Here is a 25,691-nt window from a genome sequence, read left to right on the forward strand (position 1 = left end):
ATTCATTTGAAAATCCATGTCATGATAGCTGAGGATGAAAGATTGGCAAGAGAAGAACTAGCTTATCTCTTGCAACAAGAAAATGATATCATTTTATGTCCAAGTGCAGAAAACGGAGATCAATTACTCAACTTGTATCGAGAATACAGTCCGAATGTGATCTTTCTCGATATTCATATGCCTGGAATAAATGGGATCGAGGTTGCTAAAAAATTACGTAATGAATTTGAAGATCGAGATATAATTATTATTTTTACTACAGCCTATGAATCCTATGGTGTACAAGCATTTGAAATACAGGCAACTGATTATTTACTAAAACCATTTGATGAAGCAAGATTCAAAATTGCTATGAATCGCATTAGGAAGGGACTCTCTACTAAAGCAATAAGCAAGCCAAAAATCGATAAATTAGTCGTTAATCTTGATGAAAAAATGATTGTAATTGACCCCAGTCAAATTGGTTTTGCTGCTCGTGATGGGAGGACATTGAAAATACATTTTTTATCAAATGAGGTTATTGAAACAAAAATGAATCTGAAGGAGTTAGAAGAAAAATTATCTGGATTTCCCTTCTATCGCCCACATCGAAGTTATTTAGTAAATATGGATTATATTAAAGAAATTACACCATGGTTTAACGGCGCTTATAATTTAGTAATCAAAGATCAAGATGAATCAACAATTCCAGTTAGCCGAACTGCTGCTAAAGGTTTATTTGACGCATTACAAGGTGTGCATTATTAACAACAACATTTTAGAACGCTATACTACAACTTAACCCTCATATCCTACATTTTAGGTTTAAATTTAAAATAAATAAAAGCATTTACAATATACTGAACTCACAGCTGAATATTCAGTATATTTTTTATTGGGTTTATGTAAGCGTTTTCTAAATAAGAAAGTGAGGTGAATTTTCCAAAGGTTACCATTTATTAAGGAGGGATTAATATTGGAGAATAAGCAAAATTACCACACACTAGATGAAAATCAACAAAAATACTGGAAGAAAAATTTAAAACTAATTACCATTTTACTTTCTATATGGGCGATTGTTGGCTTTGGTGGCGGGATCTTATTTGCTGGTCCTTTGAGTAAAGTTCCTTTTTTTGGGGTATCACTTTCCTTTTGGATTTCTCAGCAAGGAGCCATTTTAGTTTTTATATTATTAATTTTGGTATATGCCATTCGAATGGATAGATTAGACAAAGAATACTTAGATTCAATAAAAAATAAGAAACAATCACAGGAATAAACAAAGGGGGTTTTTAATTTGAGTGTAGAAGCAATTACTATTGTGTTAGTACTATTTACATTTCTTATATATACTGCCATCGGATGGTGGTCCCGAGTACGCGATACGTCAAGCTTTTATGTCGCAGGTCAAAATGTTCCAACCGTAGCAAATGGTGCAGCCATTGCAGCGGACTGGATGTCAGCTGCATCATTCATCTCTATGGCTGGTTTAGTAGCCTTTTTAGGATATGATGGAACGATTTATTTGATGGGATGGACAGGAGGTTACGTATTACTAGCGTTACTATTAGCTCCATACTTACGTAAGTTTGGTAAATTTACTGTTCCTGACTTTATTGGAGATCGTTTTTACTCTAACAGCGCACGTGCAGTTGCTGCAATTGCAACTATTTTTATTTCGTTGACTTATATATCTGGTCAGATGCGTGGTGTAGGTATTGTATTTAGTCGTTATTTGCAAGTGGATATTATTGTAGGTGTGCTTATTGGGATGGCAATCGTTGGGTTCTTCTCATTATTAGGAGGCATGAAAGGTGTTACTTGGACACAAGCAGTACAATACTTTGTTATTATCATTGCTTTTTTAATTCCTGCTATAGCAATATCTTTCCAATTAACTGGTAATCCAATACCACAAATCTCGTTAATCGGAAGTGACATTGTAGAAAGATTGGGTCAAATTCAGATTGATCTAGGTATGAATGAATATATGGAGCCTTTTACCAATTTATCCTTACTTAACGTATTTATGATTACACTTGCATTAATGGCAGGAACTGCTGGGCTTCCCCACGTTATTGTACGATTCTATACAGTTAAGAGCGTTCGATCTGCGAGATGGTCAGCGGTTTGGGCAATTATATTTATTGCTTTACTTTATTTAACTGCTCCTGCAGTTGGTGCTTTTGCAAAATATAACCTAATCAGTACGATTGCCGACGAACCACTAGAAGAAGTCCAGAGCATTGAATGGGTAAATAAATGGGAAACAACTGGATTACTACAATTCAATGATTTAGATGGCGATGGTATGATTAATTTTACGGATGGACCAGATAATGAAGTGGTTATCGATGGCGACATTATTGTATTATCGACCCCTGAGGTAGCAAATCTAGCACCTTTTGTCATAGCATTAGTTGCTGCAGGTGGACTGGCAGCCGCTCTTTCCACAGCTTCTGGACTACTCATAACGATGACAAGTGCTGTTTCGCACGATATTTACTACCGAATATTTAATCAGGAAGCATCTGAGAAACAGCGACTTCGAGTAGGTCGAATTACATTATTTGTTGCACTATTAATTGCTGCATATGTAGGAATTCGACCTCCAGGATTTGCGGGTGAAGTTGTAGCACTTGCCTTCGGATTAGGCGCTGCAAGCTTATTCCCAGTAATCCTTACAGGTATATTTGATAAACGAATGAATAAAGAAGGTGCGATTGCAGGTATTCTAACCGGTTTAACATTTACATTAGTAACCATTGGCTTAATCCTATCCGAGTCTATATTTGGAACTGATGGTCCAATCATTGAGAATTTCTTTGGAATTAACGCACAAGGCGTAGGAGTAATCGGGATGTTATTGAACTTTACTGTAGGTTTTATTGTCTCTAGAAATACACAAGCGCCTCCTATTGAAATTCAACAATTAATTGAAAATGTTCGTGCTCCAGAAATAGACGAAGAAGAAATAGCTGCTACAAAAGAGGATAAGTAATATTAGCAATATAAAGGAAGGCAGGAAAAATGATGGGATGGACAATATTATTAGGAAGTTTAGTAGTAGTTCTCTTTCTTCTACACCCTTGGATGAACTTGTTAGCATTACGTAAAGTAATTGGGATTACTTTGTTTTTAGAGATATTTTACTTGGTCGGACACTATATCATGGGATGGCCATTTCCTGTACCGATAATACTACTGCAACTATTTGTTGTTTCTGGTTTAGGTGTTGCCTTAGGAATATTTTTCTCACGTCTTTGGCCACTTCCACCGAAGAAAGGATTTGAGAGGATCTTTCGCACATTTTTAATCGTCGTTCCTTCGCTTGGATTAGGGATGGGATTACAAGTATTTTTACAAGGTGCCTTTGCAACGCAAGCAATCTATTTAATATTTGCACTTGCTGCTTGGTTAGGATCTGGACACTTTGTGAAGAATGCAGATGTAACAAGTAAGACTGTAAAACATAAACTGATAGAGACATAATCCGAGCGAAGTTGGATAATTATTTAATAAAAAATTAAATTAAAACGAACATTTACAACGTGAAAAAGCCAGTAGCTTCATCGCTACTGGCTTTTTCATCTTATTCTTTATCGAGTGAAACATTTTTAACCGGTGAGAACGTGGATATAGCATGCTTAAAGATAAGCTGCTGTTTTCCATCCGTTTCTAATAACACTGTAAAATTATCAAATGCCTTCACTAAACCTCGTAATTGAAAACCATTTGTTAAAAATACAGTTACAGAAATATGATTCTTTCTTAGCTGATTTAAGTACTGATCTTGAATATTGACGGATTGAGCCATGGGAAAGTTCCTCCTCTTTTCTATCTATAATAATTAATTCGATTTATCTTCTAAAATTCCTGCTAAATCATTTAAAATAAATTCAATTTTTTCCTCGATTAACTTTGGTTCCACCTTATACCATTGAACATTCATTTTATTTCGAAACCAAGTAAGTTGTCGTTTCGCATACTTTCTTGAATTTTGTTTTAAATCATCAATTGCGTATTCAATCGGTTGATTACCGGAAATATGTTGGATAATCTCTTTATAACCAATCGCATGCATAGATTGACAGTCTTCATATCCTTGTTCTATTAGATTTCTGACTTCCTCTATTAAACCCATATTAATCATATGATCAACCCGTTGATTTATTCGATCATATAATACTGTTCTCTCCATATCTAAACCAACTATGATTGGATTATAAGGAGATTCAAGCTGTTGCTGTTGTTGGTATTCTGTCATTGTCATTCCAGTAGTTTCATAAACCTCTAGTGCACGGATCAGTCTACGATGATTATTCGGGTGTACTTTTGCAGCTTGTACAGGATCGACTTCTTTTAATCTTGTATATAAATCATCAGGTCCTTTTTGTTCAATTAACTCTTCCATTCGTTTTGTAAAGGATTGATCACGACGTTGCTCTGAAAAGTTATAATTATATAACAAAGCCTGAATATATAATCCACTACCACCAACCAATATAGGTAATTTTCCTCTACGTAATACGTCATCAATACATTTCTTCGCATGTAATTGAAAATCGGCAACGGAGAAGGATTCATCAGGAAAAATAATATCAATCATATGATGCCTAATTCCATCTTTTTCTTCCTTGGTAACCTTAGCAGTACCTATATCCATGCCTTTATATACTTGCGTAGAGTCACCGCTGATGACTTCACCATTAAATCGTTTTGCCATTTCAATACCTAGTAGTGACTTCCCTACCGCTGTTGGTCCGACAATCGATATAACTGTTTCTTTCATATACATTCCCCTAAATAATCACATCATTTTTGATAGGATTCTAACATCCATTTCTTTTTATCTAAATCGGCATGTAGACTTGTCAATAAGTCTTCTGTAGGATGATCATGAAACTCTTCTGTAAGTGCATATCCCTCTTTTTGAATTTCACTGATTAATTGAGTTATATTCTTCACTAGTTGTTGAATAATTTCCGCTTCTTCATCATCCGCAGCCGCTTCTTCTATTGTGGACTCTTTGATATATTTCGACATTGTAGCTAAGGGTTTTCCACCGATCATTAATATACGTTCTGCAATTTCATCAAGTTGAACAGCAATTTGTTCATACATCTCTTCAAATTTATCGTGCAATGTAAAAAAATGAACACCTTTTACAAACCAATGATAACGATGTAATTTCACATATAACACAAAGTAATTCGAAAGTAATTGATTTAAGAAATTAATTAACCGTTGATTTTCCATTGTCACTCACTCCAAATGTTAACCTATGTAATGTTTCTTCTAGGTTTGACATAAAAGAGTAAGTTTATACTGCTACATTACGCGTTTAAACATCTTCTCTAATTCATATGTCGAGAAATGAACAATAATTGGCCTTCCATGTGGACAAGTAAACGGATCCGTTGTACTTCTTAGATCTTCCAGTAATTGATACATCTCATCAGAGGTTAAATAGTGATTTGCTTTTATCGAACGTTTACAAGACATTAAAATCGCTGCTTCTTCTCGAATGCCCTCAACACTTATAGTTGATTCATTCATCACCTGATCAACCATCTCACGAATAACTTCTTCCTCAAATCCTTTTGGGAACCAAGTGGGGTGAGAACGAATTACATAAGTTTGATTACCAAAAGCCTCAAAAAATAATCCAACTCGTTCGAGATCCTCTTTATGATTTTCAATAAACAATGATTCCTGCTTGGAGAAATCAAACGTCATTGGAATCAATAATTCCTGTGATTGATTCATTGGTTTACCTAATTTATTACGAAAAAATTCATACTTCACACGTTCCTGAGCTGCATGCTGATCTACCATATATAACCCGTTCTCATTTTGAGCCAGAATATAAGTGCCTTGTAATTGTCCAATTGGATACATCATCGGAACACGTTTATCATTTGTATTCGTATGCTCTTCTCTTTTGTTATCATCAACTTCTTCTGATGGAGACGTCGATATATCCACCGCTACGTTTTCAGTTACCTGATTTTGATAGTTCTCAGTCTGATTTGAGTCTTGATCAATTTCATAATTGGTCGCTATATCTTGAGCTTGAGGCATGTCAAATCTTTCTGTCTGATCACGTATGATAAAACGCGACTCCTGTGATGAAAAAGATTCTGAATTTACGGGAGATTCTTCACGTTTATTCGAATCAAATCGAAAAGAAGATTGCTCCGATTTTTGTCTCTGAATGGTTTTTTTTTCTACTTTAGGAATCAGTGTAATCTCTCTAAATCGATCACGAATCATATTTTCAATGGATGTAAAAAGTTCCTTATCTTTACTAAATCGAACTTCTAATTTCGCAGGATGAACATTCACATCAACAAGAATCGGATCCATCTCAATATTAAGTACGACAATCGGTGATCGACCAATAGGCAATAATGTATGATACCCTTGTAAAATTGCTTTATTTAGTCCGATATTTCGTATAAATCGCCCGTTAATAATCGTCGACATATAATTCCGCGAAGCCCTTGTCACTTCTGGTTTAGCGATATATCCATGTACGTTATAATCTAGTGTTTTAAGTTCAACGGGGAGCATTTGTTTTGCTACACTCATGCCATATACTTGTGAGATTACTTGCAGCATATCCCCGTTTCCATTTGTTCTGATAAGTCCTTTGTCATTATGAATAGCTTCTATCCGAACCTCCGGATGCGCTAATGCCATTCTGTTTAATACATCCGATATATGACCTAGTTCTGTATGAAGACTCTTCATATATTTTAATCGCGCAGGTGTATTATAAAATAATTCACCGACAGTGATATCTGTCCCCTGTCTAGCATCACTTTTTCCACGATGTTTGACATCTCCACCTTCTAACTGTAAGAGAGTACCAGCTTGATCTCCTTGTGATGTCTGTACAGAAAGTTTACTAACAGAAGCAATACTCGCCAAAGCTTCTCCGCGGAACCCGAGAGTTTTAACATGAAACAAATCCGATTCGTTCTTTATTTTACTTGTTGCATGTCGCAGGAAAGCACGCTCCACATCGTCTTCTTCCATTCCAGCACCATTGTCTGTGATGCGTATTTCTTCCAATCCAGCTTCTTTAATTTCCACTCTAATCCAAGTTGAACCTGCATCGATACTATTTTCTAACAACTCTTTCACAACAGAGGCAGGCCTTTCTACTACTTCACCAGCTGCAATTTTATTTGCTAGTGCATCTGGCATTTGAATAATTGACATGATATCACCCTCTCATTATTGCTTTAACCCTTTTTGTAGGCGATACAATTCATTCATTGCTTCTAATGGTGTTAAATCCAAAACGTTAACGCTTTTTAATTCTTCGATAACTGATTGTTCATGTTGATTTTGTGGTTTCTCCTGTTTTGATGTCTCTTCTCTCTTGCCCGCTTCTTCCACAAAGAAAGAAAGTTGACCAGATTCTAATTTATCCTTTGTTGGTGTTGATTTCGAATTGGAACCATCTTCTAATTCTTCTAATATTACCGAAGCCCGTTCAATAAGTTCATTAGGCAGCTCTGCTAACTTAGCAACATGGATACCATAACTTTGATCAGCTGCACCTTCTTTTATTTGATGAAGGAATACAACATTCCCTTCATGCTCTTCGGCGCGAACATGAATATTTTTTAACTGAGATAAAGAATCCTCTAATGCTGTTAGTTCATGATAATGCGTCGAGAACAACGTCTTAGCTGAAATATTATTGTGAATATATTCTACTATCGCTTGAGCTAACGCCATACCATCATACGTGCTTGTTCCTCTTCCAATTTCATCTAATAATATTAAACTACGATCGGTAGCATTGGAAATCGCATGTCTCGCTTCTAACATCTCGACCATAAAGGTACTTTGACCAGAAACTAAATCATCCGCTGCTCCAATTCTAGTAAATATTTGATCGAATATACATAGCGTAGCTTGTTCAGCCGGGATAAAGCAACCAATTTGTCCCATAATTGCTGTTAACGCAACCTGACGCATATATGTACTTTTACCAGACATATTTGGCCCTGTAATCAATAGCATATTTTTACTTTTATCTAGAACAACATCATTCGGAACAAAGGTTCCATCTTTCATTACTTGTTCAACTACTGGATGTCTCCCTTTACTCACCTGTAGTTGTTCATCATTAAATTCAGGTCGAATATAATTATTCGATTCACTAACAGTAGCAAATCCTTGTAAAACATCGATCTGGCTAATAATATGCGCTAATTGTTGAATCAGTGGAATTTCCTCTTTGATTTGATCTCTTATTTGAATGAATAAATCATATTCCAGTTCCACGCTTTTTTCTTCTGCTTCTAAAATAAGCTTTTCTTTTTCTTTTAGTTCCTCGTTTACAAAACGTTCAGCGTTCGTTAATGTTTGTTTTCGCTCATAACGTCCTTCAGGTAATAAATGAAGGTTCGGCTTCGTTATTTCGATATAATAACCAAATACACGATTATAGCCCACCTTTAAGGAACGTATGCCCGTCTCTTCACGTTCTTGATGTTCTAGTTTAGCAATCCATTTCTTCCCATTTCTAGAAGCATCTCTGTACGTATCTAATTGTTCATGGTAGCCTTCTTTAATTAATGATCCTTCTTTTATGGAAATTGGCGGCTCATCAACAATACTCTTCTCGAGTGATTCAACCATTTGTTCTGGATAAATTAGCATTTCTGCCAATCTTGTAATTTCAGGTTGATCGAATTGTTTCAAAGTTTCTTGTATTGCTGGAATCCTTGATAAAGAATGTTTTAATTGGATTAAGTCTCTAGCATTTACATTACCAAATGCAATACGTCCTGAAAGTCTTTCTAAATCATATACTGATTTTAATAAATCACGAAGACTCTCTCTTTCCATAAACCCATCATAGAAACCTTGTACCACTTCTAGTCGCTCATTTATCTTTTGCTTACTTAATAATGGTCGCTCAAGCCATTTTTTTAATGTTCTTGCTCCCATTGCTGTTACGGTCTTATCGAGTACCCAAAGGAGACTGCCATGTTTTGACTTTTTCATGATCGTCTCGGTTAATTCTAAATTTCGTTTGGAATACATATCTAAACTCATAAACTGTTTTAATTCAATCACTTCTGCTTTTTGCAAGTGATGTAATGATCTTTTTTGTGTCGTTTGAATATAGTTTAATAGTCTACTGAACGCTTTCATTAATCGCTCATCATTTAAGTTCTCACTCAATTCACGGAACTCTGCATTAAAAGTAACTTCGTCTTGATAGGACAGTGTCACATTCAAACGTTCTTTTAATTGCAATTGCATGTCTTCTGGAAGATTACTTGAGATAACAATCTCCTTAATTGGTTGATTATAAAATTCATGGATGACAGCATCCCATCCATCATTAATTAAAGCTATACGGTTCTCTCCAGTTGATAAGTCATTATAAACAATGACATAGGAACCGTCTTGAAAGTGAGATAAACTCCCAATATAGTTATTTTCTCCATCAGTTAACATCGTACTTTCCATAACAGTGCCAGGTGTTATCATTTGGATAACTTCTCTTTTAACCACACCTTTAGCAGTCTTAGGATCTTCCACCTGTTCACAAATTGCTACCTTGTATCCTCTATCGATTAATGTTTTTATATAATTTTCAGCAGAATGATAAGGGACTCCACACATTGGAATAGGATCACCTTTACCACCTGCTCTCTTCGTTAAGGTTATCTCCAACTCTTGGGCTGCACGCGTTGCATCCTCATAAAATAATTCATAGAAATCACCTAGTCGATAAAAAAGAAAAGCATCTTTATATTCATTCTTAATTTGTATGTATTGTTCCATCATCGGCGTGAGCTTTGCCATGTTAAATCCTCCAACTTACCGTATCTTTTTCCATCCATTATAGCATAATTTGACCCTATACTTGTCCAATTCTGTCGAAAAAAAGAAAACGAGAGTAATAACCCTCGTCTTCTGATTAATCCTTATGACTATGATTAAAAAAATCTGGTTTTACTTTTTCTGCTTCATCATCCGTCATCTTATGATCCCAAACGCTCTCTTCATCATCATCATCGTGATCCACGTTCGGATTAACCTTTACAAACACCCTTGTATCTCCAATTACTTGAACAACGAATTCACGTTCAATCTCAACAGAAATATTACTTCCTTTTCCGCTGATTTTGCATTCAAGGCAATTTGGTTGTTGCAGTACTTTTGCAATCACATCGTACTCATCATTAATACAATTATCATCCTTCACCGAAAGTGGAATTGTATCCTTATATTCCACTCTCTCTGTAACTACCTCGGTTTTCGTATTGTCGTTATACGAATACCAAACATTAATATCATAGCTTCCAGTGACAACTACAGTATCCTCAGATTTCTTGGTAGCATGATATAAATGATTAATGACCCAGCATCCTAAAATACTAGTTGGTCGATGTGATGGGGAGATGGTGTGGGTTTCTTTGGTAAACTTTCTACCTTTACCACAGACTGCTTTTGTTATGATTTCTCTATATTCTTTATCAAGAAAAGTCATGATTACTTTTACCTCCTCTTTTTTCATAGTCATTTTATGCAAGACAAATACCTAAAGTGCATAGCATTTCGTGATAATGAAAAAAAGAAGGAGATTTGATGGTTTGATTATCTTTTTTCAATGAAAATTATTATGAATATAATCACTGTGTATTAGTTATACAGACACACAAAAAACTTGGGTAAAAAGAAATTACTCAAAAGAAAAATTAGCTTATAAGGACATAGGTTCATTACTATGAAAATGTATGTCATTCATGCTTTTGTTAAACACATTTAGGCATTCTCATACAAAGAGCCTATGTACATTTCCAATGCTATGTTCTTAAAACCAGATTTCTTTCGATCTAATTTTTGTTATTACCCAAGCTCTTCTATTAGGAAAGCAACCAGCATAACGCTTCCTGTATCAGGATAGCATCATTATTGTTCCCAGTACAGACGCTTAATGCGAGCATCCTGATTTATTTTTCGTTTTAGAACCTGTCTCTCCTGCTAGGACGTCTCCACCTGTTGATTCAATCACTTCATTCGTAACTTCACGAGCGATTGTTTTAGAAACTAACTGTAATACGTCATTAACAACAATTTGTGTTTCCTTAAATTCTTGAACAACCGGTATATCATCAATTTCAGCTTGTAAACGATCGATTTCTTCTTCTACACGTTTTAAAGCCTCTCTCTTCTCATATGCTTGAAAATTTACTGCTTGTTTTTGCAATGTTTTAATCTTTTGGATAAGTGATTGAACTTTTTTATTTTCATTAAGTTTTGCTTCCACTTGTTTAAAACGGTCAATTTCTTCTGTACTTGCTAACATATTAGCTAATTTCTTTGCTTCATCCAATACTTCTTTACGAGTATATTCTGTCATACTAGTTCACCTCAACTGTATTTTCAACCATCACGCCATTTAAAGACCATGTTTTGGTTTCTGTAATTTCCACTTCTACAATTTTCCCAATTGATGATTTTGGTCCTTTGAAATTAACAAGTTTATTTTTTTCTGTATAACCAGCTAACACGTCTGGATCTTTTTTACTTTCACCTTCAACGAGAACTTTCACTTTTTTACCAGCATAATCTTTCATAGATGCAGCAGATTGTTTGTTAACTAGTTCATTTAAGCGGTATAAACGTTGCTTTTTCACTTCTTCTGGTACATCATCTTTTTTACGAGCAGCAGGTGTGCCTTCACGTGGTGAGTAAATGAACGTATAAGCTGCTTCAAAACCAACCTCTTCTACTAAGGTAATGGTTTCTTCAAATTGTTCTTCTGTTTCATTAGGGAAACCTACAATAATATCCGTTGTTAATGTTGCGTTCGGCATTGCAGCACGTATTTTTCGAACTAATTCTAAATAATCTTCTCTTGTATATTTACGATTCATCTTTTTCAAGATTTCGCTACTTCCTGATTGAACAGGCAAGTGGATATGATCTAATAAATTGCCACCTTGAGCCAATACTTCAATCAAACGATCATCAAAGTCTCTAGGATGTGATGTCGTAAATCGAACGCGCGGGATATCAATTTTATGAATATCATCCATCAAGTCTCCAAGACCATATTCGATATCTTCAAAATCTTTCCCGTAGGCATTTACATTCTGACCGAGAAGTGTCACTTCTTGATAGCCTTGAGCTACTAGATGACGGACTTCTTGGATAATGTCTTGCGGTCGGCGACTTCTTTCTTTTCCACGTGTCATGGGAACTATACAGTACGTACAGAATTTGTCACATCCATACATAATGTTTACCCAAGCTTTAATTTTTCCTTTTCGAGCTTTCGGTAAATTCTCAATGATATCGCCTTCTTTAGACCATACCTCTACAATCATTTCTTTTCCAAACAATGCTTCTTTAACAAGGTGTGGTAGACGATGAATGTTATGTGTTCCAAAAATCAAATCGATATGTTGGTGTTTCTTTAAAATTCGATCTACAACAGATTCTTCCTGTGACATACACCCACAAACACCAATTATAAGGTCGGGATTTTCTAATTTTAACGGTTTTAAATGACCAATCTCACCAAACACTTTATTTTCTGCATTTTCACGGATTGCACAAGTATTTAACAGGATAATATCAGCTTCTTCTGTAACAGTTGTCGATTCATAGCCCATTTCGGATAGAATTCCTGCCATTACTTCTGTATCGTGTTCGTTCATTTGACAACCGTAAGTACGAATTAAAAATTTCTTACCCTGACCTATCTTTTCCATATCTTCTGGAATAGAAAAGTCATAATGAAATTGAACATCTTCTCTTTTACGTTTTCTAGCTTTTTTTATATCAGGCGATTGCGGCTCGTACTCTTGTTGGAAATACTTGGCAATCATATCTTCACTTGACGTGTTTTTGATTCTTTCTACATTTGCTTGTTCTGTACGAATCTGGGACTGCTGTTTGCGTTGCTGTTCGTTCATCAGGTATCCCCTTTCTTCATTCGAATCATTGTTAATATGTACAATACTATAGTATAAAGCTTCTTTCCAAATAGTACAATATTGAAAGCCTATACACAAACAAAAACCTTCCTTAAAAGGAAGGTTTTTCCGCTGTTATCGAGGTTCAACGATTAATTTAATCGCTGTCCGTTCTTCGTTGTCAATTAAGATGTCCGTAAATGCGGGAATACAAATTAAATCGACACCACTAGGAGCAACAAAACCACGTGCGATTGCTACTGCTTTAACCGATTGATTAAGTGCCCCGGCACCTATTGCTTGTATTTCTGCTGTACCACGTTCTCTTAGTACATTTGCCAAGGCTCCTGCTACTGAATTTGGGTTCGATTTAGCTGAAACTTTTAAAACTTCCATTACTAGTACCTCCTCATGCACTATTGTAATTATACTGCTACTATATTCTTGGAGATGTTAGCATATTCCCTTTAGGAGCAACAAATCATTATTACGAGAAGAATGGATGGTCCTCGTTAATCATAATCCGCTCGATGTTTTTCGCTTGGCCCGTCATATCATCGATAGTAATAATTACTCCATTTAATTGTGTTCTTCCCGTTTTATCAATTTCAAAACGTACCGGAAGAGATGTCAAGAATCTTTTCATTATCGTCTCTCTTTCCACACCTAAAATACCATCATACGGGCCTGTCATCCCCACATCAGATATATATGCGGTTCTACCTGGTAATATTCGTTCATCTGCAGTTTGTGTATGCGTATGTGTTCCAACAACCGCTGATACTCTACCATCAAGATACCAACCCATTGCCTGTTTTTCACTCGTTGCTTCTCCATGAAAATCAACAAATATAATATCTGTTCTCTTCTTTGCTTCGTCAATAAGCTCATCTGCTTTTTTAAAAGGATCATCAACAGGCGGCAGAAATGTTCTTCCTTGTAAATTAATTACCGCAATCTCTTTGCCATTAAAATTAGAGTAAACGATTCCTTTACCAGGATTGCTATCTGGAAAATTTGCTGGGCGAATCATATTATGAGCATCATCAATGAATTCAAAGATTTCTTTCTTGTCCCATGTATGATTTCCCATCGTTATAACTTGAGCACCAGCTTCAAGGAATTGTTTATAAATCTTCTCTGTAATTCCTTTACCAGCGGCTGCATTTTCCCCGTTAATAATTGTCATATGGGGTTTATATTTATCTTTTAGTTTAGGTAGATACTCAAATACCATATCTCTACCAGGTGAACCAACAACATCACCTATAAATAAAATTTTCATCCTAAAAATCATCCTATCTACAATATATATATTTAGTTTTTCACACCTAACTGCGATTGTCAAAAACGAGTTTGTGGCGAACAATGAATGGGTATTGAAAACCCGCTCCAGAAATTTACTTCGCTTATCCTAAGGCGGCTGATGAGCCTCCGGTTGCTCATGCATCTGGGGTCTCAGCCAGGCCTTCCTCCCACAGGAGTCTTCGTATATTTCTTACGCTTATTTTACCTATCATTCGTCTTTTTTCGTTATGCATCCTTTGTTTGTATTTAAACCACTTTGTTTTTATATTGATGGTGTAACAGTATCTTGCTCGAAAGCGATCGAATCGTTTAAATCCAAACCCATTTCGTTTTATAACCTTTGTTTGATTGTTAATTCCTTCGAATAACCATTATGTAAATCAAACGCAAAACTATTCATAATTTCTTTTTGCAGTTGTGAAAGGTTTAAACAATGATAACAAAAATAAGAGATTGCGTGATTTTTTATTAATTACCCCAACAATTATTTTGCTAAAAAAATTCCGGCTATCAATTAGATAACCGGAATTTTTCTTACAGTGGCAAGTTATATTCCAGCCGCTGCTTTTATTTCGCGTATTCAACTGCTCTTGTTTCCCTTATTACAGTAACTTTTATATGTCCAGGATAGTCAAGTTCGCCTTCAATTCGTTTACGAATATCACGTGCAATGCGTACAGATTCAATATCATCTATTTCATCAGGTCTAACCATGATACGAATTTCTCTACCCGCTTGAATAGCAAATGATTTTTCAACGCCATCAAAGGATTCTGAGATTTCTTCTAGTTTCTCTAGTCGTTTAATGTAATTTTCCAGCGTTTCACTTCTAGCACCAGGTCTCGCTGCAGATAATGCGTCCGCAGCAGCAACCAATACTGCAATAATAGATGTCGCTTCTTCATCTCCATGGTGGGAAGCAATTGAATTAATCACGACTTCGTGTTCATTATACTTCATTGCTAGCTCTTTACCAATTTCAACATGACTTCCTTCTACTTCATGGTCGATAGCTTTACCAATATCATGCAGTAGACCAGCTCTTCTAGCTAAAGTCACATCTTCTCCTAGTTCAGCCGCTAACAATCCTGACAAGTAAGCAACTTCTGCTGAGTGCTTCAGTCCATTCTGACCATAGCTTGTACGATATTTTAGACGACCTAAGATTTTCACAAGATCTGGATGCAATCCGTGAACTCCTATTTCAAAAGTAGTTTCCTCACCTACTTCTCGAATATATTCATCCACTTCGCGTCTAGATTTCTCAACCATTTCTTCAATACGTGCAGGGTGTATTCTACCGTCTTGCACGAGTTTTTCTAACGCCATACGTGCAATTTCACGTCGAATTGGATCGAAACCAGAGAGGATAACTGCTTCTGGAGTATCATCTATAATTAAATCAATTCCAGTTAAGGTTTCTAGAGTTCGGATGTTTCTACCTTCACGACCAATGATACGACCTTTCATTTCATCATTCGGTAAATTAACAACAGAAACCGTAGTCTCAGCAACATGGTCTGCAGCACAACGCTGTAGGGCAAGAGATAAAATATTTTTTGCTTTCTTATCCGCTTCCTCTTTTGCTCGTGTTTCAGACTCTTTAATCATAACTGCTGATTCATGCTGTACCTCTTTTTCAATACGCTCTAAAATAATCTGTTTAGCCTGTTCAGAAGTATATCCTGAAATGCGCTCAAGCTCCGCTTGCTGCTCGTCTTTCATAGCTTCCACTTTGCTTTTCATTTCTTCAATTTGTTGTTGTTGTTCGGTTAGAGATTGTTCTTTACTCTCTAAGCTCGACTCACGTTTGTCTAAGGTTTCACTTTTTCGGTCCAGATTCTCTTCTTTTTGCATCAGACGATTTTCTTGTTTCTGAGCTTCCATCCGGCGCTCTCTTATTTCATCTTCCGCTTGTTGACGGAATTTATGAGTTTCATCTTTAGCTTCAAGAAGCGCTTCTTTCTTGGCGGCATCTGCATTTCTGTGTGCTTCTTCGACAATTTGCTTTGCAAGTCTCTCCGCACTAGAGATCTTTGCTTCTGCAATAGATCTACGTACCAGATAACCAACAACAATACCGACGATCAGAGCAAGCAAAATGGAGATGACGACGATAACGATGTCCATGATTTCACCTCCTATTGCCTATAAAATTGTACATTTCATATGTGTCGGCATGTAACATTCTCTAAATGCATCAAATATTAATTTCATAATGGAAATTATAAAATTATACACTTCTAATATTAATTCTCAATTGGTTGAATGTCAAGGAATCGCCGGAAATAATATCCATGTTGGCAAGCTCTTCTGAATATTAAAATCAAAGAAAATAAAAAATAATAAAAAACCCTAAGGTCATTTTGTTTCAGACCTTAGAGTTTTATATACAAGTTTTATTTCAAATCAAGGCTCTCTTGAGAAGGTTCTTCTTCCGTCTTATCTTCATCTACTTTATCTAATTCATAATGCTGACGAATAGACTGGTGAATTTCATTTAATACTTCTTCATTTTCTTTTAGATATTGTTTTGCATTTTCTCGACCTTGTCCTAGACGATCATTATTGTATGAGTACCATGCACCGCTTTTCACAACAATATCCAGATCAGAACCAATATCTAAAACTTCCCCTTCTTTCGAAATACCTTTTCCGTACATAATATCCACTTCAGCTTGTTTAAATGGTGGAGCAACTTTATTTTTCACAACTTTAATTCGTGCTTTATTTCCGACTGCATCATTACCAAGCTTCAGTGTTTCTGCTCTTCTTACTTCTAAACGTACAGAAGAATAGAATTTTAATGCACGACCACCAGGTGTTGTTTCTGGATTTCCGAACATTACACCGACTTTTTCACGAATTTGGTTAATAAATATTGCCGTTGTTTTTGACTTATTTATTGCTCCAGATAATTTACGTAAGGCTTGTGACATTAAACGTGCTTGTAGTCCAACATGAGAATCTCCCATTTCACCTTCAATTTCAGCTTTTGGTACAAGCGCAGCTACAGAGTCAACTACAATAATATCTACAGCTCCACTTCGAACAAGTGCCTCTGCAATTTCTAATGCTTGTTCCCCTGTATCTGGTTGAGATAATAGTAATTCATCAATATTTACACCTAAAGCTTTCGCATATACTGGATCTAAAGCATGCTCTGCATCTATAAATGCTGCTTGTCCACCTTGCTTTTGTGCTTCAGCAATAGCATGAAGTGCAACAGTTGTTTTACCAGAGGACTCTGGACCATATATTTCGACTACACGACCGCGAGGGTAGCCACCTATACCTAAGGCAACATCTAATGCTAATGATCCACTCGGGATAGTAGCGATTTTTGGAATTTCGTTTTCTCCCATTTTCATGATGGAACCTTTACCAAATTGCTTCTCTATTTGTCTTAAAGCCATATCTAACGCTTGTTTTCTATCACTCAAAGAAACTACCTCCTTCACATATCTGTATCTATCATACAATGTTTTTACCTATTTAACAAGAAAAAAACGAATGGATGTTCTTATTTTTTAACATTTGATTTATAGTCTAATACAGAAAAATGCTTTAAAAATTGTATTATAAATGTTCATTTCTAGTATTAATTGTAATTACTTTTGGTTTTTAAGTATTGATATAAAATTTCAAATCCTTTTAAACACACTCTATCCCTAATATGATTTCTATTTCCAGTAAAGCTAAACTGTTCAGAAACAACCAGCTCACCATTATCTACTAATGAAATATAAACCGTTCCAACTGGTTTTCCTTCTTGTTCTTCAGGCCCAGCCACTCCAGTAAAAGAAATACCTAAATTTGTTTGCATTTTTTTAGCAACATTTGATGCCATTACATCTGAACATGCATGGCTAACTACACCATGAGAATCTATTATTTCACTTGGAACTTCTAACACTTCTTGTTTTATACGAGTCTGGTAAGTTATAAAACTCCCTGCAAACACATTCGATGCTCCAGACACAGAGACCATTCTTTGAGAAAACATTCCACCAGTTATACTCTCTGAAGCGCTAATTGAATAACCCAAACGATTTAATTGCTGAACAACAGACTCTTCAATCGACACGTCATTCTCACCAAAGCAATACTCTCCAACCCTTTTTAAAATAAGAGTTTTTGTTTGTTCTAGCATTTCTTCCGCTTCTTGTTTTGTTTCTCCCCTTGCAGTTAGACGAATGACAACGGCTTGATCTTGTGCAAGTGGAGCAATAGTTGGATTGGTTTGCTTTTCAATTAAGTCTGACAATAAATGTTCTAAAGCAGATTCACCGATACCAATGAATTTTAGCACAACAGATTGTATAATTCGTTGTTTACCAGTTAACTTTTCCAAGAACGGAAAAAGTTCCTCTTGCGAAATATGTTTCATCTCACGAGGCACTCCTGGTAAAAAAAACCAATGACAAGACTGATAATGAACATACATCCCAGGTGCCATTCCTGCATTATTTGTTAATACTGTAGACCCCTCAAATACACGAGCCTGTTTTCGGTTATTCGGTGTCATCGTTTGTCCGCGATTTTGAAAGAATGTCTCTATCTTTTTCATGCTTTCTTTATCTTCAACCAATGGCAATCCTGTCATTTGTTGAAACCCCTCACGAGTAAGATCATCTGCGGTCGGTCCAAGCCCGCCTGTAACAATAACGATATCAGAACGCGATTGAGCAAGCTCAAAAGCCTGCTCAACTCGTTCTAAATTATCGCCTACAACCGAGTGATTGTACATATTAATTCCATAACTTGCTAATTTTTCGGATAGCCATTGTGCATTTGTATTCGCTATTTGACCTAATAACAGTTCTGTTCCAACCGCTACTATTTCAGCTTGATAGTTCTTCATTATTTTGAATCCCTCATTACATGCCAGTTTTTAACAAAATAGTCCACTCCAGAAATAATAGTGAAAATTAATGCAAGATACAGCATGATTATTCCAAACGGGAAATCAATATAAGAGAATGGAAAATTATGTAATAATAATACCGCGATTGCAATCATTTGTGTTGCAGTTTTTAATTTACCCATACTTCCTGCCGCAAGAACAATTCCTTCACCAGCAGCCACTAGCCTTAAACCCGTAACAGCTAATTCTCTACTTATTATTATGATAACTATCCACGCAGGAGCCATTTCCATTTCAACTAAAAGTATAAGAGCCGCAGAAACCAACAGCTTATCTGCGAGCGGATCCATAAACTTTCCTAAGTTCGTAACTAATTGATGCTTTCTAGCGTAATAACCATCAACCCAATCCGTGGCAGCTGCGATGATAAATATTAAAGCAGCCAAGAAATGTGTAATTGGTAATTCAGTGCTTCCAATATTCCAAGACCCCCAAGAAAATGGAATAGATAACAGTAAAATAAAGATTGGTATCATTAATATTCTTGAGAAAGTCAACTTATTTGGTAAATTCATATTGTCTACCCCTTCTTTTCAAATAATATAACCCTCCCGCAAAAATAGGAGGGTTTCATTTCTACGTTTAATTAAATTGAATTTCTAGTTTTTGGTGTACGGTAGAGGTGTCTACTGGATATTCTATTTCTGTTCCATTAATAGAAATGGTTACGGCTGGAGCATTTCCAACATTTAATGAAATGGATTCAAATTCTGAAGCATCCCATTCTTGTGGAGAAGCATCAGCATTAAATACACTACTATAAAGTGACTCACCACTTCCGCTTGTTACCTCCAACCATGATTCCCCATCACCTGTTGAATCCACAGAAACAGTAACTTCATCACCATAATTGCTTACGCCAATAACTGAATTTGGTGAAGCTCCAGTTCCTTCTTCGATTACTTCAACAGATAAATCTTCCGATGTACCTTCTTCGGATTCATTGTCCTCAGCATTATCTTCTGAAGAACCTTCACTTTCTTCATTATTCTCTTCAGCAGTTCCTTCACCTGTTTCATTATTAGAATCATCCGCACCGTCTTCAATAATTACATTGTTTTCCTGAGGTTCTTCAGATGGATCAGTTGCATCAGTAGAAGAATTAGCACGAATAAATAACCAAGCAACAATAATTATACCAATTACTAATAGAACGACGATAATTGAAGGAATAATTGAAGAAATGCGTGACCCTTTATCATTACTATTATTTTCTCTTCGTGTTCGTTGAATACGTGTATATTGAACATTTTCTTCTTCTGTACTAGGCAATTCCTCTCTATGTTCTTCGAGGAGTTCATTTGGATCCAATCCAACAGCCATTGCATATTCTTTTATAAAAGCTCTTGCATAAAACTTACCAGGTAATATATGAAGATTTCCCTCTTCAATTGCCACTAAATACCTTTTTTGAATTTTTGTCGTTTCCTGTAAACTGTCTAGTGAAACCCCACTAGACAAGCGTGCCTCTTTTAATTTCGCACCTACATCCATATAAAACACCTTCCATAATCAAAAAATATTAAAACATAGAAAAACCGTCCTGCTGATGAAAATCTTGCTTCTCTACTGTTTCATATGTGATCTCTTCATTTTCATCCGTACGCAATTCAATGATATAATCAAAATCATCCATACTATATTCCGTAGACTGAACGAAAATGTCTGGATGTTCAACCACTTTAATAGTCGGAAGTTGCATGATTTCTCGAATTAATTGCCAGTGTTGTTCATTCGCCTTTCTTTTCGAAACTACTCCATCTATAATATAAATATTATCAGGATTATATTCACCTTCGATTAAACTTTTTCGAACAGTTTGTTTTATCATCGTACTAGAAACAAATAACCATCGTTTATTTGCGCTAACACTAGCTGCAACAATTGATTCTGTCTTGCCAACTCTTGGCATACCTCGTATACCAATTAGTTTATGTCCCTCGACTTTATATAATTCAGCCATAAAGTCAACAAGTAAACCTAACTCATCTCTTACAAAACGAATGGTCTTTCGATCATCACTATCCGTATGAATGTACTTTCCATGACGAACTGCCATCTTATCACGGAGTTTAGGTTTTCTAATTTTGTGAACTTTAATTGCATCCATCGTACCCAGGATAGACTTTAATCTCAAAATATTTTCATCATATTTCGACAATAATAGCATTCCTCTTCGCGAATTTTCTACACCATTGATTGTAATTATATTAATGGAAAGCATTCCAAGCAAAGAAGCAATTTCTCCTAGTAAGCCTGGTCGATTTTTTAGGTTCTCATATTCTAAATACCACTCGACTCTTTCCATAACGTACCCCTTTATATAATAGGTTATATTCTGTACTATGTATTATCATAACGAATTTATGTAAAATTTTCTATTAGAATATAACATTTTTTACTATTTTTCAAAATTACTTTCAATAATTCCATAAAAATCCTGTCGAATAGAGACCAAAAGCATAAGCCTGTTTTTTAAATGGGGGTTCGACGAAGGTCAAACTTCCTCTTTACTTTAAGATAAGATCAAGGAATCACAGTGAGGTGACTAACCGTTTACGCAAGGGTATAAGTGCGACTAGGCCTCATAAAAAACATTCGGCAGTCTTCTTTAACGTAGGGTGATTTCGTGAAATCGCCTAGTTTCTGGGTGCTGAAGCTGGTCATAGCCGTTTCTGTCTACGAACGATTGAAATACCAAATCCTTATACTTTTTTATTAGATAAAAAAGAAAAAGTTGTACAGTTACAACTATACAACTTTTTCTCTAATTATTCATCATAATTATTTTTTCTGAACAAGTTTGATCATTGTATTCGCAAGAGCTTGTTGTTCTTCTTCAGAAGCTGCATTCCACAATTCCTTTAATACTTCTTCTTCCGGATTTTGAGCATTTACACTTTGTGCAAGATAGTCTCCTACTTCAGCTGCTAATCCAGCAATTGTTTTCTGATCTACTCCATTAGCTTGAGCTTGCTCAAGTCGATCAGCTAAAAAACCTTTCCATGAGTCAAAATTATCTAAAACAGACATTTCGATTTCCTCCTCATTTTCATAGAATCAAACTTATTATTTGAGGGTTCGTTCGAAAATATGCATGAAAAAGTATATTTTTACCATGCTCCATTAACTTCAATGATTTCACCACGAATATAGGTAGATTGATCACTCATCAAAAAGTGAACCGCATTTGCCACTTCTTCGGGTAATCCAGCACGGTTAAGAGGTATCTCCTCTATAATGGAATGAACTTCTTCTGCTGACAAATGTGCATTCATCTTTGTCTGAATAAACCCAGGGCTTACTCCATTAACCGAGATACCGCTTAAAGACACCTCTTTAGCTAAAGCTCTCACAAAACTGTTTTGAGCGCCTTTTACGGAAGAATACATTACTTCATTACTTGCACCACGATCACCCCAAATGGAAGTGATGAACACAATATGACCTTTATTTTTTCGTATCATATTTGGTAATACGTGTTTAGTAATCATCCATGGGGCCTTTACATGCAGCTGTAACATTTCATCCATTTCTTTCTCTAAACTATCTTGAAATAAATTAAAATGAGCATTTCCACTAGCAAACACAATTCCATCAATATCAAAATCCAATTGATTAATTAAAAGATGGATTCCATCACTATTACTTAAATCAGCTTGATAAAATCCTAAGATAACATCTTCGTTCAATTCAAGCTGTAATTGTTGGATCGGTTCAACATTCTGATGATAATGTAATAACAATGAATATCCTTCTCGAGCGAATTTACGAGCTATAGCAATACCTATTTCTCCACTCGCACCAATAACGAGTACATTCTTCCCCATAACTTTCACCTTATTCCGCAGAAATCGTACATGTTGCTAAGCGTTGTTCAATTATCCAATCTTGTAAAAATTGATTGGCGTCATCAACAGTTAATTGTTGTATAAACGGAACAATTTCAAATAAATTCACTCCCAAGTGTAAATATGATGTAAATTTATTTGCAGTAAACTCGAGTGAGTTCATCGAACGTAATAACTGCCCTATTTTCTTTTTCTTCATTCTTGTAAATGTTTCTTTGTCCAATGTGGTATCCTTTGTTGAAAGTAATAATTCTATTACTCGATTACTAAATTGTTCTGGTTGATCTGTATTTGTACCTATTAGAGAATAACCAAATGTCGCATCTAAATTTGTTTCAAAATAGAAGGAATCATCAATTAAACCTTCTTTATATAATTTTTGGTAGAAAGGTCCACCAGTTGAGAAAAAGTGACTTAAAAACATTCCTACCATCAAATCTCTTCTAAGAAAATCGTTTCCTTTTAAGTTATTTATTGGTTCTTTAATCCCAACAGTACACTTAGGAATCGATACTGGCATCTTTATTTTTTTATTTTTTTCCGATACATGATCAGATTCATCTGGAAGGAATCGTTGAATTTTTTCCAACTTTTGGAAGTCCTTCTTGGATTGGTTATCTGTAATTAAGTCCATCATTGATTGTGGATTAAAATTACCAGCAACAACTAAACTCATATTTTCCGGATGATAAAATGTTCGATAGCACGTATATAAATCGTCTTTGGTTATAGAAGAAATAGATTCTACAGTCCCAGCAATATCTATGTTCACTGGATGTTCGTGAAACATTGCTTTAATCGTCCCCATGAAGGATTGCCAATCTGGTTGATCATCGTACATTTTAATTTCTTGTGCAATAATTCCTTTTTCCTTCTCAACGGACTCTTCAGAAAAATATGGATCTTGAACAAAATCAATTAAGGTAAGAACGTTTTTTTCTATTTGACTAGTTGCAGAAAATAAATATGCCGTTTGTGTAAATGAAGTAAACGCATTTGGTGAAGCACCTTGTTTACTAAAATCAGCGAAAACATCTCGATCTTCTTTTTCGAATAACTTATGTTCTAAAAAGTGAGCTACTCCCTCAGGAACAGTAATTTTATTGTTTTCACCTAGTGGTATAAATGTTTGATCAACGGAACCATAGTTTGTAGAGAAAATTCCATATGTTTTCGACATCTCTGACTTCGGTAATAAATATACGTTTAATCCATTAGGTAATTGTTTTGTATAAAGCGTCTCACCTAATTCTTGAAATACTTCTTTATTCATTTTTTTCACCACCCTTACTCGTTAACAGATAAACTGTATCTTCTTCAATTTCCTTAGCGACTTCTATCACTTGTTGTTTCGAAACGGATTTTATATCTGATATTAATTGTTCTGGCGGAAGACTTTTACCTCCTACTTCTTGTTGATATAAAAGCTCCACCAAACCTTGCGGGTGATCCATTGTTTCTAATAGTTGATTAATAATTAATTGCTTTGTTTCTTCAAATTCCTCATCCGTAAAGGAACCACTTTTCATTTCCTCTACTTGCTCTCGAATAATATCACGAGCTTTTTCATAATCTTCTGGAGCGATACCACTCATTACAATCATCAGTCCTTTATGACTTTCCAATCGTGAAGACGCATAGTACGCTAAGCTATTCTTTTCACGTACATTAATAAATAATTTAGAGCTTGGAAATGCGCCAAATAATCCATTAAACACTTGTAAAGCAGCGTATTTTGGGTCATCATATAAAATATTCGTTCGGTAACCAATATGCAACTTTGCTTGTTGCACAGAATCTTCTTCAACAATTTCTTTTGGTGAAGAACTATACGATGATGATTTAGTCGGAGATGCTGACTCATTTAGTAGTTCCGTTTTTCCAGAAAGTAACTCTTCCAACAATTCCATCATTTCTTTTGTTTGAAAATCACCGGTTACATAAACATCCATGATGTCTTCTTTGATTATTGACTTTGCATATGCAAATAACCCTTCATTTTGCAAGGAAATTAAATCATCTTCATACCCTTGTACATGTATGGAATACGGTTCATCTTCACACATTTCATCTATTAATCGCGTATTTGCATAATTCATTTTGTCGTCTTTTAGAGCATGTATCTTTTGTAATAACGTCTTTTTTTCACGTTCAAAAATTTCTTCTTTAAATGTACCTTCCCCATTCAATTGAAAAAGTACCTCTTCAAACAGCATTGCGGCACGCCGCATCACTGTTGATGCATCTGGAATAAATTTTTCGTTCGCTACTTCTAGACGAATCGTCAGGATATGATTTTCTCCTTTTTTCCCTCCAGTAATAGATAGAATTGCACCATATAATTCATCCAATTCTTTTTGCAATTCTACTCTTGTAGGAAAAGATGCCGTACCTTGTTTTAATACATATGGAAGTAACGCGCGTTTGGTTATTGTATCACGTTGTAACGGAGCACGTAATTTTGCAACAAATGAAATTGTTTTATGTTTTTTATTTGGAACAAAATGAAACTTCATGCCATTAATGGTTTGCTGTTTAACTTGTACTTTCATAGACACCCTCCAATAAACATTTTCATATTTCCTATTCTGCACTATTTTTCCAACTGTCATCCATTATACAGGAAAATAATAATGCTGTCGTGAGAGCGAAATCAACTAT

At 35.4% G+C, this 25,691-nt stretch carries 24 protein-coding genes and 1 pseudogene; 4 read left to right on the forward strand and 21 right to left on the reverse strand.

Translation table 11 applies throughout. The features are described from left to right. The first annotated feature begins 6 nt into the window (after positions 1-6). The 4 genes from ABC346_RS14415 to ABC346_RS14430 all read left to right on the forward strand — a co-directional run bounded on the left by ABC346_RS14415 (position 7) and on the right by ABC346_RS14430 (position 3,471). Positions 7-747, forward strand: a complete 741-nt coding sequence (locus ABC346_RS14415) for a LytR/AlgR family response regulator transcription factor (RefSeq protein ID WP_413235501.1) — start codon at positions 7-9, stop codon at positions 745-747. 208 nt (positions 748-955) lie between these two features. Further along, the gene (locus tag ABC346_RS14420; protein ID WP_413235502.1) at positions 956-1,258 is read left to right on the forward strand and encodes a DUF4212 domain-containing protein; all 303 of its coding nucleotides are present in this window, start codon (positions 956-958) and stop codon (positions 1,256-1,258) included. An 18-nt stretch (positions 1,259-1,276) separates the two neighbouring features. Next, positions 1,277-2,980, forward strand: a complete 1,704-nt coding sequence (locus tag ABC346_RS14425; protein WP_413235503.1) for a sodium:solute symporter family protein — start codon at positions 1,277-1,279, stop codon at positions 2,978-2,980. Positions 2,981-3,009: 29 nt separating this feature from the next. Further along, positions 3,010-3,471 (forward strand): hypothetical protein, encoded by a 462-nt coding sequence (locus tag ABC346_RS14430; RefSeq protein ID WP_413235504.1) that lies wholly within the window; start codon positions 3,010-3,012, stop codon positions 3,469-3,471. A 100-nt stretch (positions 3,472-3,571) separates the two neighbouring features. Here the strand turns inward: ABC346_RS14430 and hfq are convergent, their stop codons facing one another. From hfq to yfmF, 21 genes and pseudogenes are all read right to left on the reverse strand, one after another. Further along, positions 3,572-3,796 carry an RNA chaperone Hfq gene (gene hfq, locus ABC346_RS14435; protein WP_011066035.1) on the reverse strand — a complete coding sequence of 75 codons (225 nt, stop codon included), beginning with the start codon at positions 3,794-3,796 and terminating at the stop codon, positions 3,572-3,574. Positions 3,797-3,829: 33 nt separating this feature from the next. Next, positions 3,830-4,771 carry a tRNA (adenosine(37)-N6)-dimethylallyltransferase MiaA gene (gene miaA / locus ABC346_RS14440; protein WP_413235505.1) on the reverse strand — a complete coding sequence of 314 codons (942 nt, stop codon included), beginning with the start codon at positions 4,769-4,771 and terminating at the stop codon, positions 3,830-3,832. A gap of 23 nt (positions 4,772-4,794) precedes the next feature. Beyond that, positions 4,795-5,238, reverse strand: a complete 444-nt coding sequence (locus ABC346_RS14445) for a Dps family protein (protein WP_413235506.1) — start codon at positions 5,236-5,238, stop codon at positions 4,795-4,797. A 72-nt stretch (positions 5,239-5,310) separates the two neighbouring features. Continuing rightward, positions 5,311-7,209, reverse strand: a complete 1,899-nt coding sequence (gene mutL, locus ABC346_RS14450) for a DNA mismatch repair endonuclease MutL (protein ID WP_413235507.1) — start codon at positions 7,207-7,209, stop codon at positions 5,311-5,313. Positions 7,210-7,224: 15 nt separating this feature from the next. Continuing rightward, entirely contained in the window at positions 7,225-9,822 is a 2,598-nt protein-coding gene (gene mutS, locus ABC346_RS14455) for a DNA mismatch repair protein MutS (RefSeq protein WP_413235508.1), read from the reverse strand. A gap of 115 nt (positions 9,823-9,937) precedes the next feature. Beyond that, a complete protein-coding gene (locus ABC346_RS14460) occupies positions 9,938-10,510 on the reverse strand; it encodes an outer spore coat protein CotE (RefSeq protein WP_413235509.1) in 573 nt (190 codons plus the stop codon). Positions 10,511-10,954: 444 nt separating this feature from the next. Beyond that, positions 10,955-11,383: a YlbF/YmcA family competence regulator gene (locus ABC346_RS14465; RefSeq protein WP_413235510.1), complete on the reverse strand. Its 429-nt coding sequence runs from the start codon at positions 11,381-11,383 to the stop codon at positions 10,955-10,957. 1 nt (position 11,384) lies between these two features. Then, a complete protein-coding gene (miaB, locus tag ABC346_RS14470; RefSeq protein ID WP_413235511.1) occupies positions 11,385-12,944 on the reverse strand; it encodes a tRNA (N6-isopentenyl adenosine(37)-C2)-methylthiotransferase MiaB in 1,560 nt (519 codons plus the stop codon). Positions 12,945-13,079: 135 nt separating this feature from the next. Further along, positions 13,080-13,340, reverse strand: coding sequence for a stage V sporulation protein S (locus ABC346_RS14475; RefSeq protein WP_011066027.1), 261 nt, complete (start codon positions 13,338-13,340; stop codon positions 13,080-13,082). Positions 13,341-13,431: 91 nt separating this feature from the next. Next, positions 13,432-14,229 carry a TIGR00282 family metallophosphoesterase gene (locus tag ABC346_RS14480; protein ID WP_413235512.1) on the reverse strand — a complete coding sequence of 266 codons (798 nt, stop codon included), beginning with the start codon at positions 14,227-14,229 and terminating at the stop codon, positions 13,432-13,434. Positions 14,230-14,498: 269 nt separating this feature from the next. After that, a pseudogene (locus tag ABC346_RS14485) lies at positions 14,499-14,676 on the reverse strand (transposase); the annotation flags it as partial. A 143-nt stretch (positions 14,677-14,819) separates the two neighbouring features. Further along, positions 14,820-16,382 (reverse strand): ribonuclease Y, encoded by a 1,563-nt coding sequence (gene rny / locus ABC346_RS14490; protein WP_413235513.1) that lies wholly within the window; start codon positions 16,380-16,382, stop codon positions 14,820-14,822. A gap of 269 nt (positions 16,383-16,651) precedes the next feature. Beyond that, complete coding sequence (gene recA / locus ABC346_RS14495; RefSeq protein WP_413235514.1) at positions 16,652-17,695, reverse strand: recombinase RecA; 1,044 nt, start codon at positions 17,693-17,695, stop codon at positions 16,652-16,654. A gap of 158 nt (positions 17,696-17,853) precedes the next feature. Further along, positions 17,854-19,116 (reverse strand): competence/damage-inducible protein A, encoded by a 1,263-nt coding sequence (locus tag ABC346_RS14500; RefSeq protein WP_413235515.1) that lies wholly within the window; start codon positions 19,114-19,116, stop codon positions 17,854-17,856. Next, positions 19,116-19,694, reverse strand: a complete 579-nt coding sequence (gene pgsA / locus ABC346_RS14505) for a CDP-diacylglycerol--glycerol-3-phosphate 3-phosphatidyltransferase (RefSeq protein ID WP_413235516.1) — start codon at positions 19,692-19,694, stop codon at positions 19,116-19,118. The genes ABC346_RS14500 and pgsA overlap by 1 nt, the downstream gene beginning before the upstream one ends. Before the next feature lie 67 nt (positions 19,695-19,761). Further along, positions 19,762-20,673 carry a helix-turn-helix domain-containing protein gene (locus ABC346_RS14510; protein WP_413235517.1) on the reverse strand — a complete coding sequence of 304 codons (912 nt, stop codon included), beginning with the start codon at positions 20,671-20,673 and terminating at the stop codon, positions 19,762-19,764. A 28-nt stretch (positions 20,674-20,701) separates the two neighbouring features. Then, positions 20,702-21,487 carry a DUF3388 domain-containing protein gene (locus ABC346_RS14515; RefSeq protein WP_413235518.1) on the reverse strand — a complete coding sequence of 262 codons (786 nt, stop codon included), beginning with the start codon at positions 21,485-21,487 and terminating at the stop codon, positions 20,702-20,704. A 476-nt stretch (positions 21,488-21,963) separates the two neighbouring features. Beyond that, the gene (locus ABC346_RS14520) at positions 21,964-22,212 is read right to left on the reverse strand and encodes a DUF3243 domain-containing protein (protein WP_413235519.1); all 249 of its coding nucleotides are present in this window, start codon (positions 22,210-22,212) and stop codon (positions 21,964-21,966) included. Between the two features lie 80 nt (positions 22,213-22,292). Beyond that, positions 22,293-23,009, reverse strand: coding sequence for an elongation factor P 5-aminopentanone reductase (ymfI, locus tag ABC346_RS14525; RefSeq protein ID WP_413235520.1), 717 nt, complete (start codon positions 23,007-23,009; stop codon positions 22,293-22,295). A gap of 10 nt (positions 23,010-23,019) precedes the next feature. Then, positions 23,020-24,303 carry an EF-P 5-aminopentanol modification-associated protein YfmH gene (gene yfmH, locus ABC346_RS14530; protein ID WP_413235521.1) on the reverse strand — a complete coding sequence of 428 codons (1,284 nt, stop codon included), beginning with the start codon at positions 24,301-24,303 and terminating at the stop codon, positions 23,020-23,022. After that, entirely contained in the window at positions 24,296-25,582 is a 1,287-nt protein-coding gene (yfmF, locus tag ABC346_RS14535; RefSeq protein WP_413235522.1) for an EF-P 5-aminopentanol modification-associated protein YfmF, read from the reverse strand. The genes yfmH and yfmF overlap by 8 nt, the downstream gene beginning before the upstream one ends. Positions 25,583-25,691: the final 109 nt, after the last annotated feature.

The sequence above is a fragment of the Oceanobacillus phoenicis genome, from assembly GCF_047238145.1.
In the GTDB taxonomy this organism is placed as follows: Bacteria; Bacillota; Bacilli; order Bacillales; family Amphibacillaceae; genus Oceanobacillus.

Bases quoted from the DNA above. Each gene is read 5' to 3' on its own strand.
- ABC346_RS14460 (WP_413235509.1), bottom strand. From the start codon at position 10,510: ATGACTTTTCTTGATAAAGAATATAGAGAAATCATAACAAAAGCAGTC.
- yfmH (WP_413235521.1), bottom strand. From the start codon at position 24,303: ATGAATAAAGAAGTATTTCAAGAATTAGGTGAGACGCTTTATACAAAA.
- ABC346_RS14520 (WP_413235519.1), bottom strand. From the start codon at position 22,212: ATGTCTGTTTTAGATAATTTTGACTCATGGAAAGGTTTTTTAGCTGAT.
- ABC346_RS14515 (WP_413235518.1), bottom strand. From the start codon at position 21,487: ATGGAAAGAGTCGAGTGGTATTTAGAATATGAGAACCTAAAAAATCGA.
- ABC346_RS14430 (WP_413235504.1), top strand. From the start codon at position 3,010: ATGATGGGATGGACAATATTATTAGGAAGTTTAGTAGTAGTTCTCTTT.
- mutS (WP_413235508.1), bottom strand. From the start codon at position 9,822: ATGGCAAAGCTCACGCCGATGATGGAACAATACATACAAATTAAGAAT.
- ABC346_RS14445 (WP_413235506.1), bottom strand. From the start codon at position 5,238: ATGGAAAATCAACGGTTAATTAATTTCTTAAATCAATTACTTTCGAAT.
- rny (WP_413235513.1), bottom strand. From the start codon at position 16,382: ATGGACATCGTTATCGTCGTCATCTCCATTTTGCTTGCTCTGATCGTC.
- miaB (WP_413235511.1), bottom strand. From the start codon at position 12,944: ATGAACGAACAGCAACGCAAACAGCAGTCCCAGATTCGTACAGAACAA.
- ABC346_RS14510 (WP_413235517.1), bottom strand. From the start codon at position 20,673: ATGGATGTAGGTGCGAAATTAAAAGAGGCACGCTTGTCTAGTGGGGTT.
- hfq (WP_011066035.1), bottom strand. From the start codon at position 3,796: ATGGCTCAATCCGTCAATATTCAAGATCAGTACTTAAATCAGCTAAGA.
- pgsA (WP_413235516.1), bottom strand. From the start codon at position 19,694: ATGAATTTACCAAATAAGTTGACTTTCTCAAGAATATTAATGATACCA.
- ymfI (WP_413235520.1), bottom strand. From the start codon at position 23,009: ATGGGGAAGAATGTACTCGTTATTGGTGCGAGTGGAGAAATAGGTATT.
- ABC346_RS14465 (WP_413235510.1), bottom strand. From the start codon at position 11,383: ATGACAGAATATACTCGTAAAGAAGTATTGGATGAAGCAAAGAAATTA.
- ABC346_RS14500 (WP_413235515.1), bottom strand. From the start codon at position 19,116: ATGAAGAACTATCAAGCTGAAATAGTAGCGGTTGGAACAGAACTGTTA.
- mutL (WP_413235507.1), bottom strand. From the start codon at position 7,209: ATGTCAATTATTCAAATGCCAGATGCACTAGCAAATAAAATTGCAGCT.
- miaA (WP_413235505.1), bottom strand. From the start codon at position 4,771: ATGAAAGAAACAGTTATATCGATTGTCGGACCAACAGCGGTAGGGAAG.
- ABC346_RS14475 (WP_011066027.1), bottom strand. From the start codon at position 13,340: ATGGAAGTTTTAAAAGTTTCAGCTAAATCGAACCCAAATTCAGTAGCA.
- yfmF (WP_413235522.1), bottom strand. From the start codon at position 25,582: ATGAAAGTACAAGTTAAACAGCAAACCATTAATGGCATGAAGTTTCAT.
- ABC346_RS14480 (WP_413235512.1), bottom strand. From the start codon at position 14,229: ATGAAAATTTTATTTATAGGTGATGTTGTTGGTTCACCTGGTAGAGAT.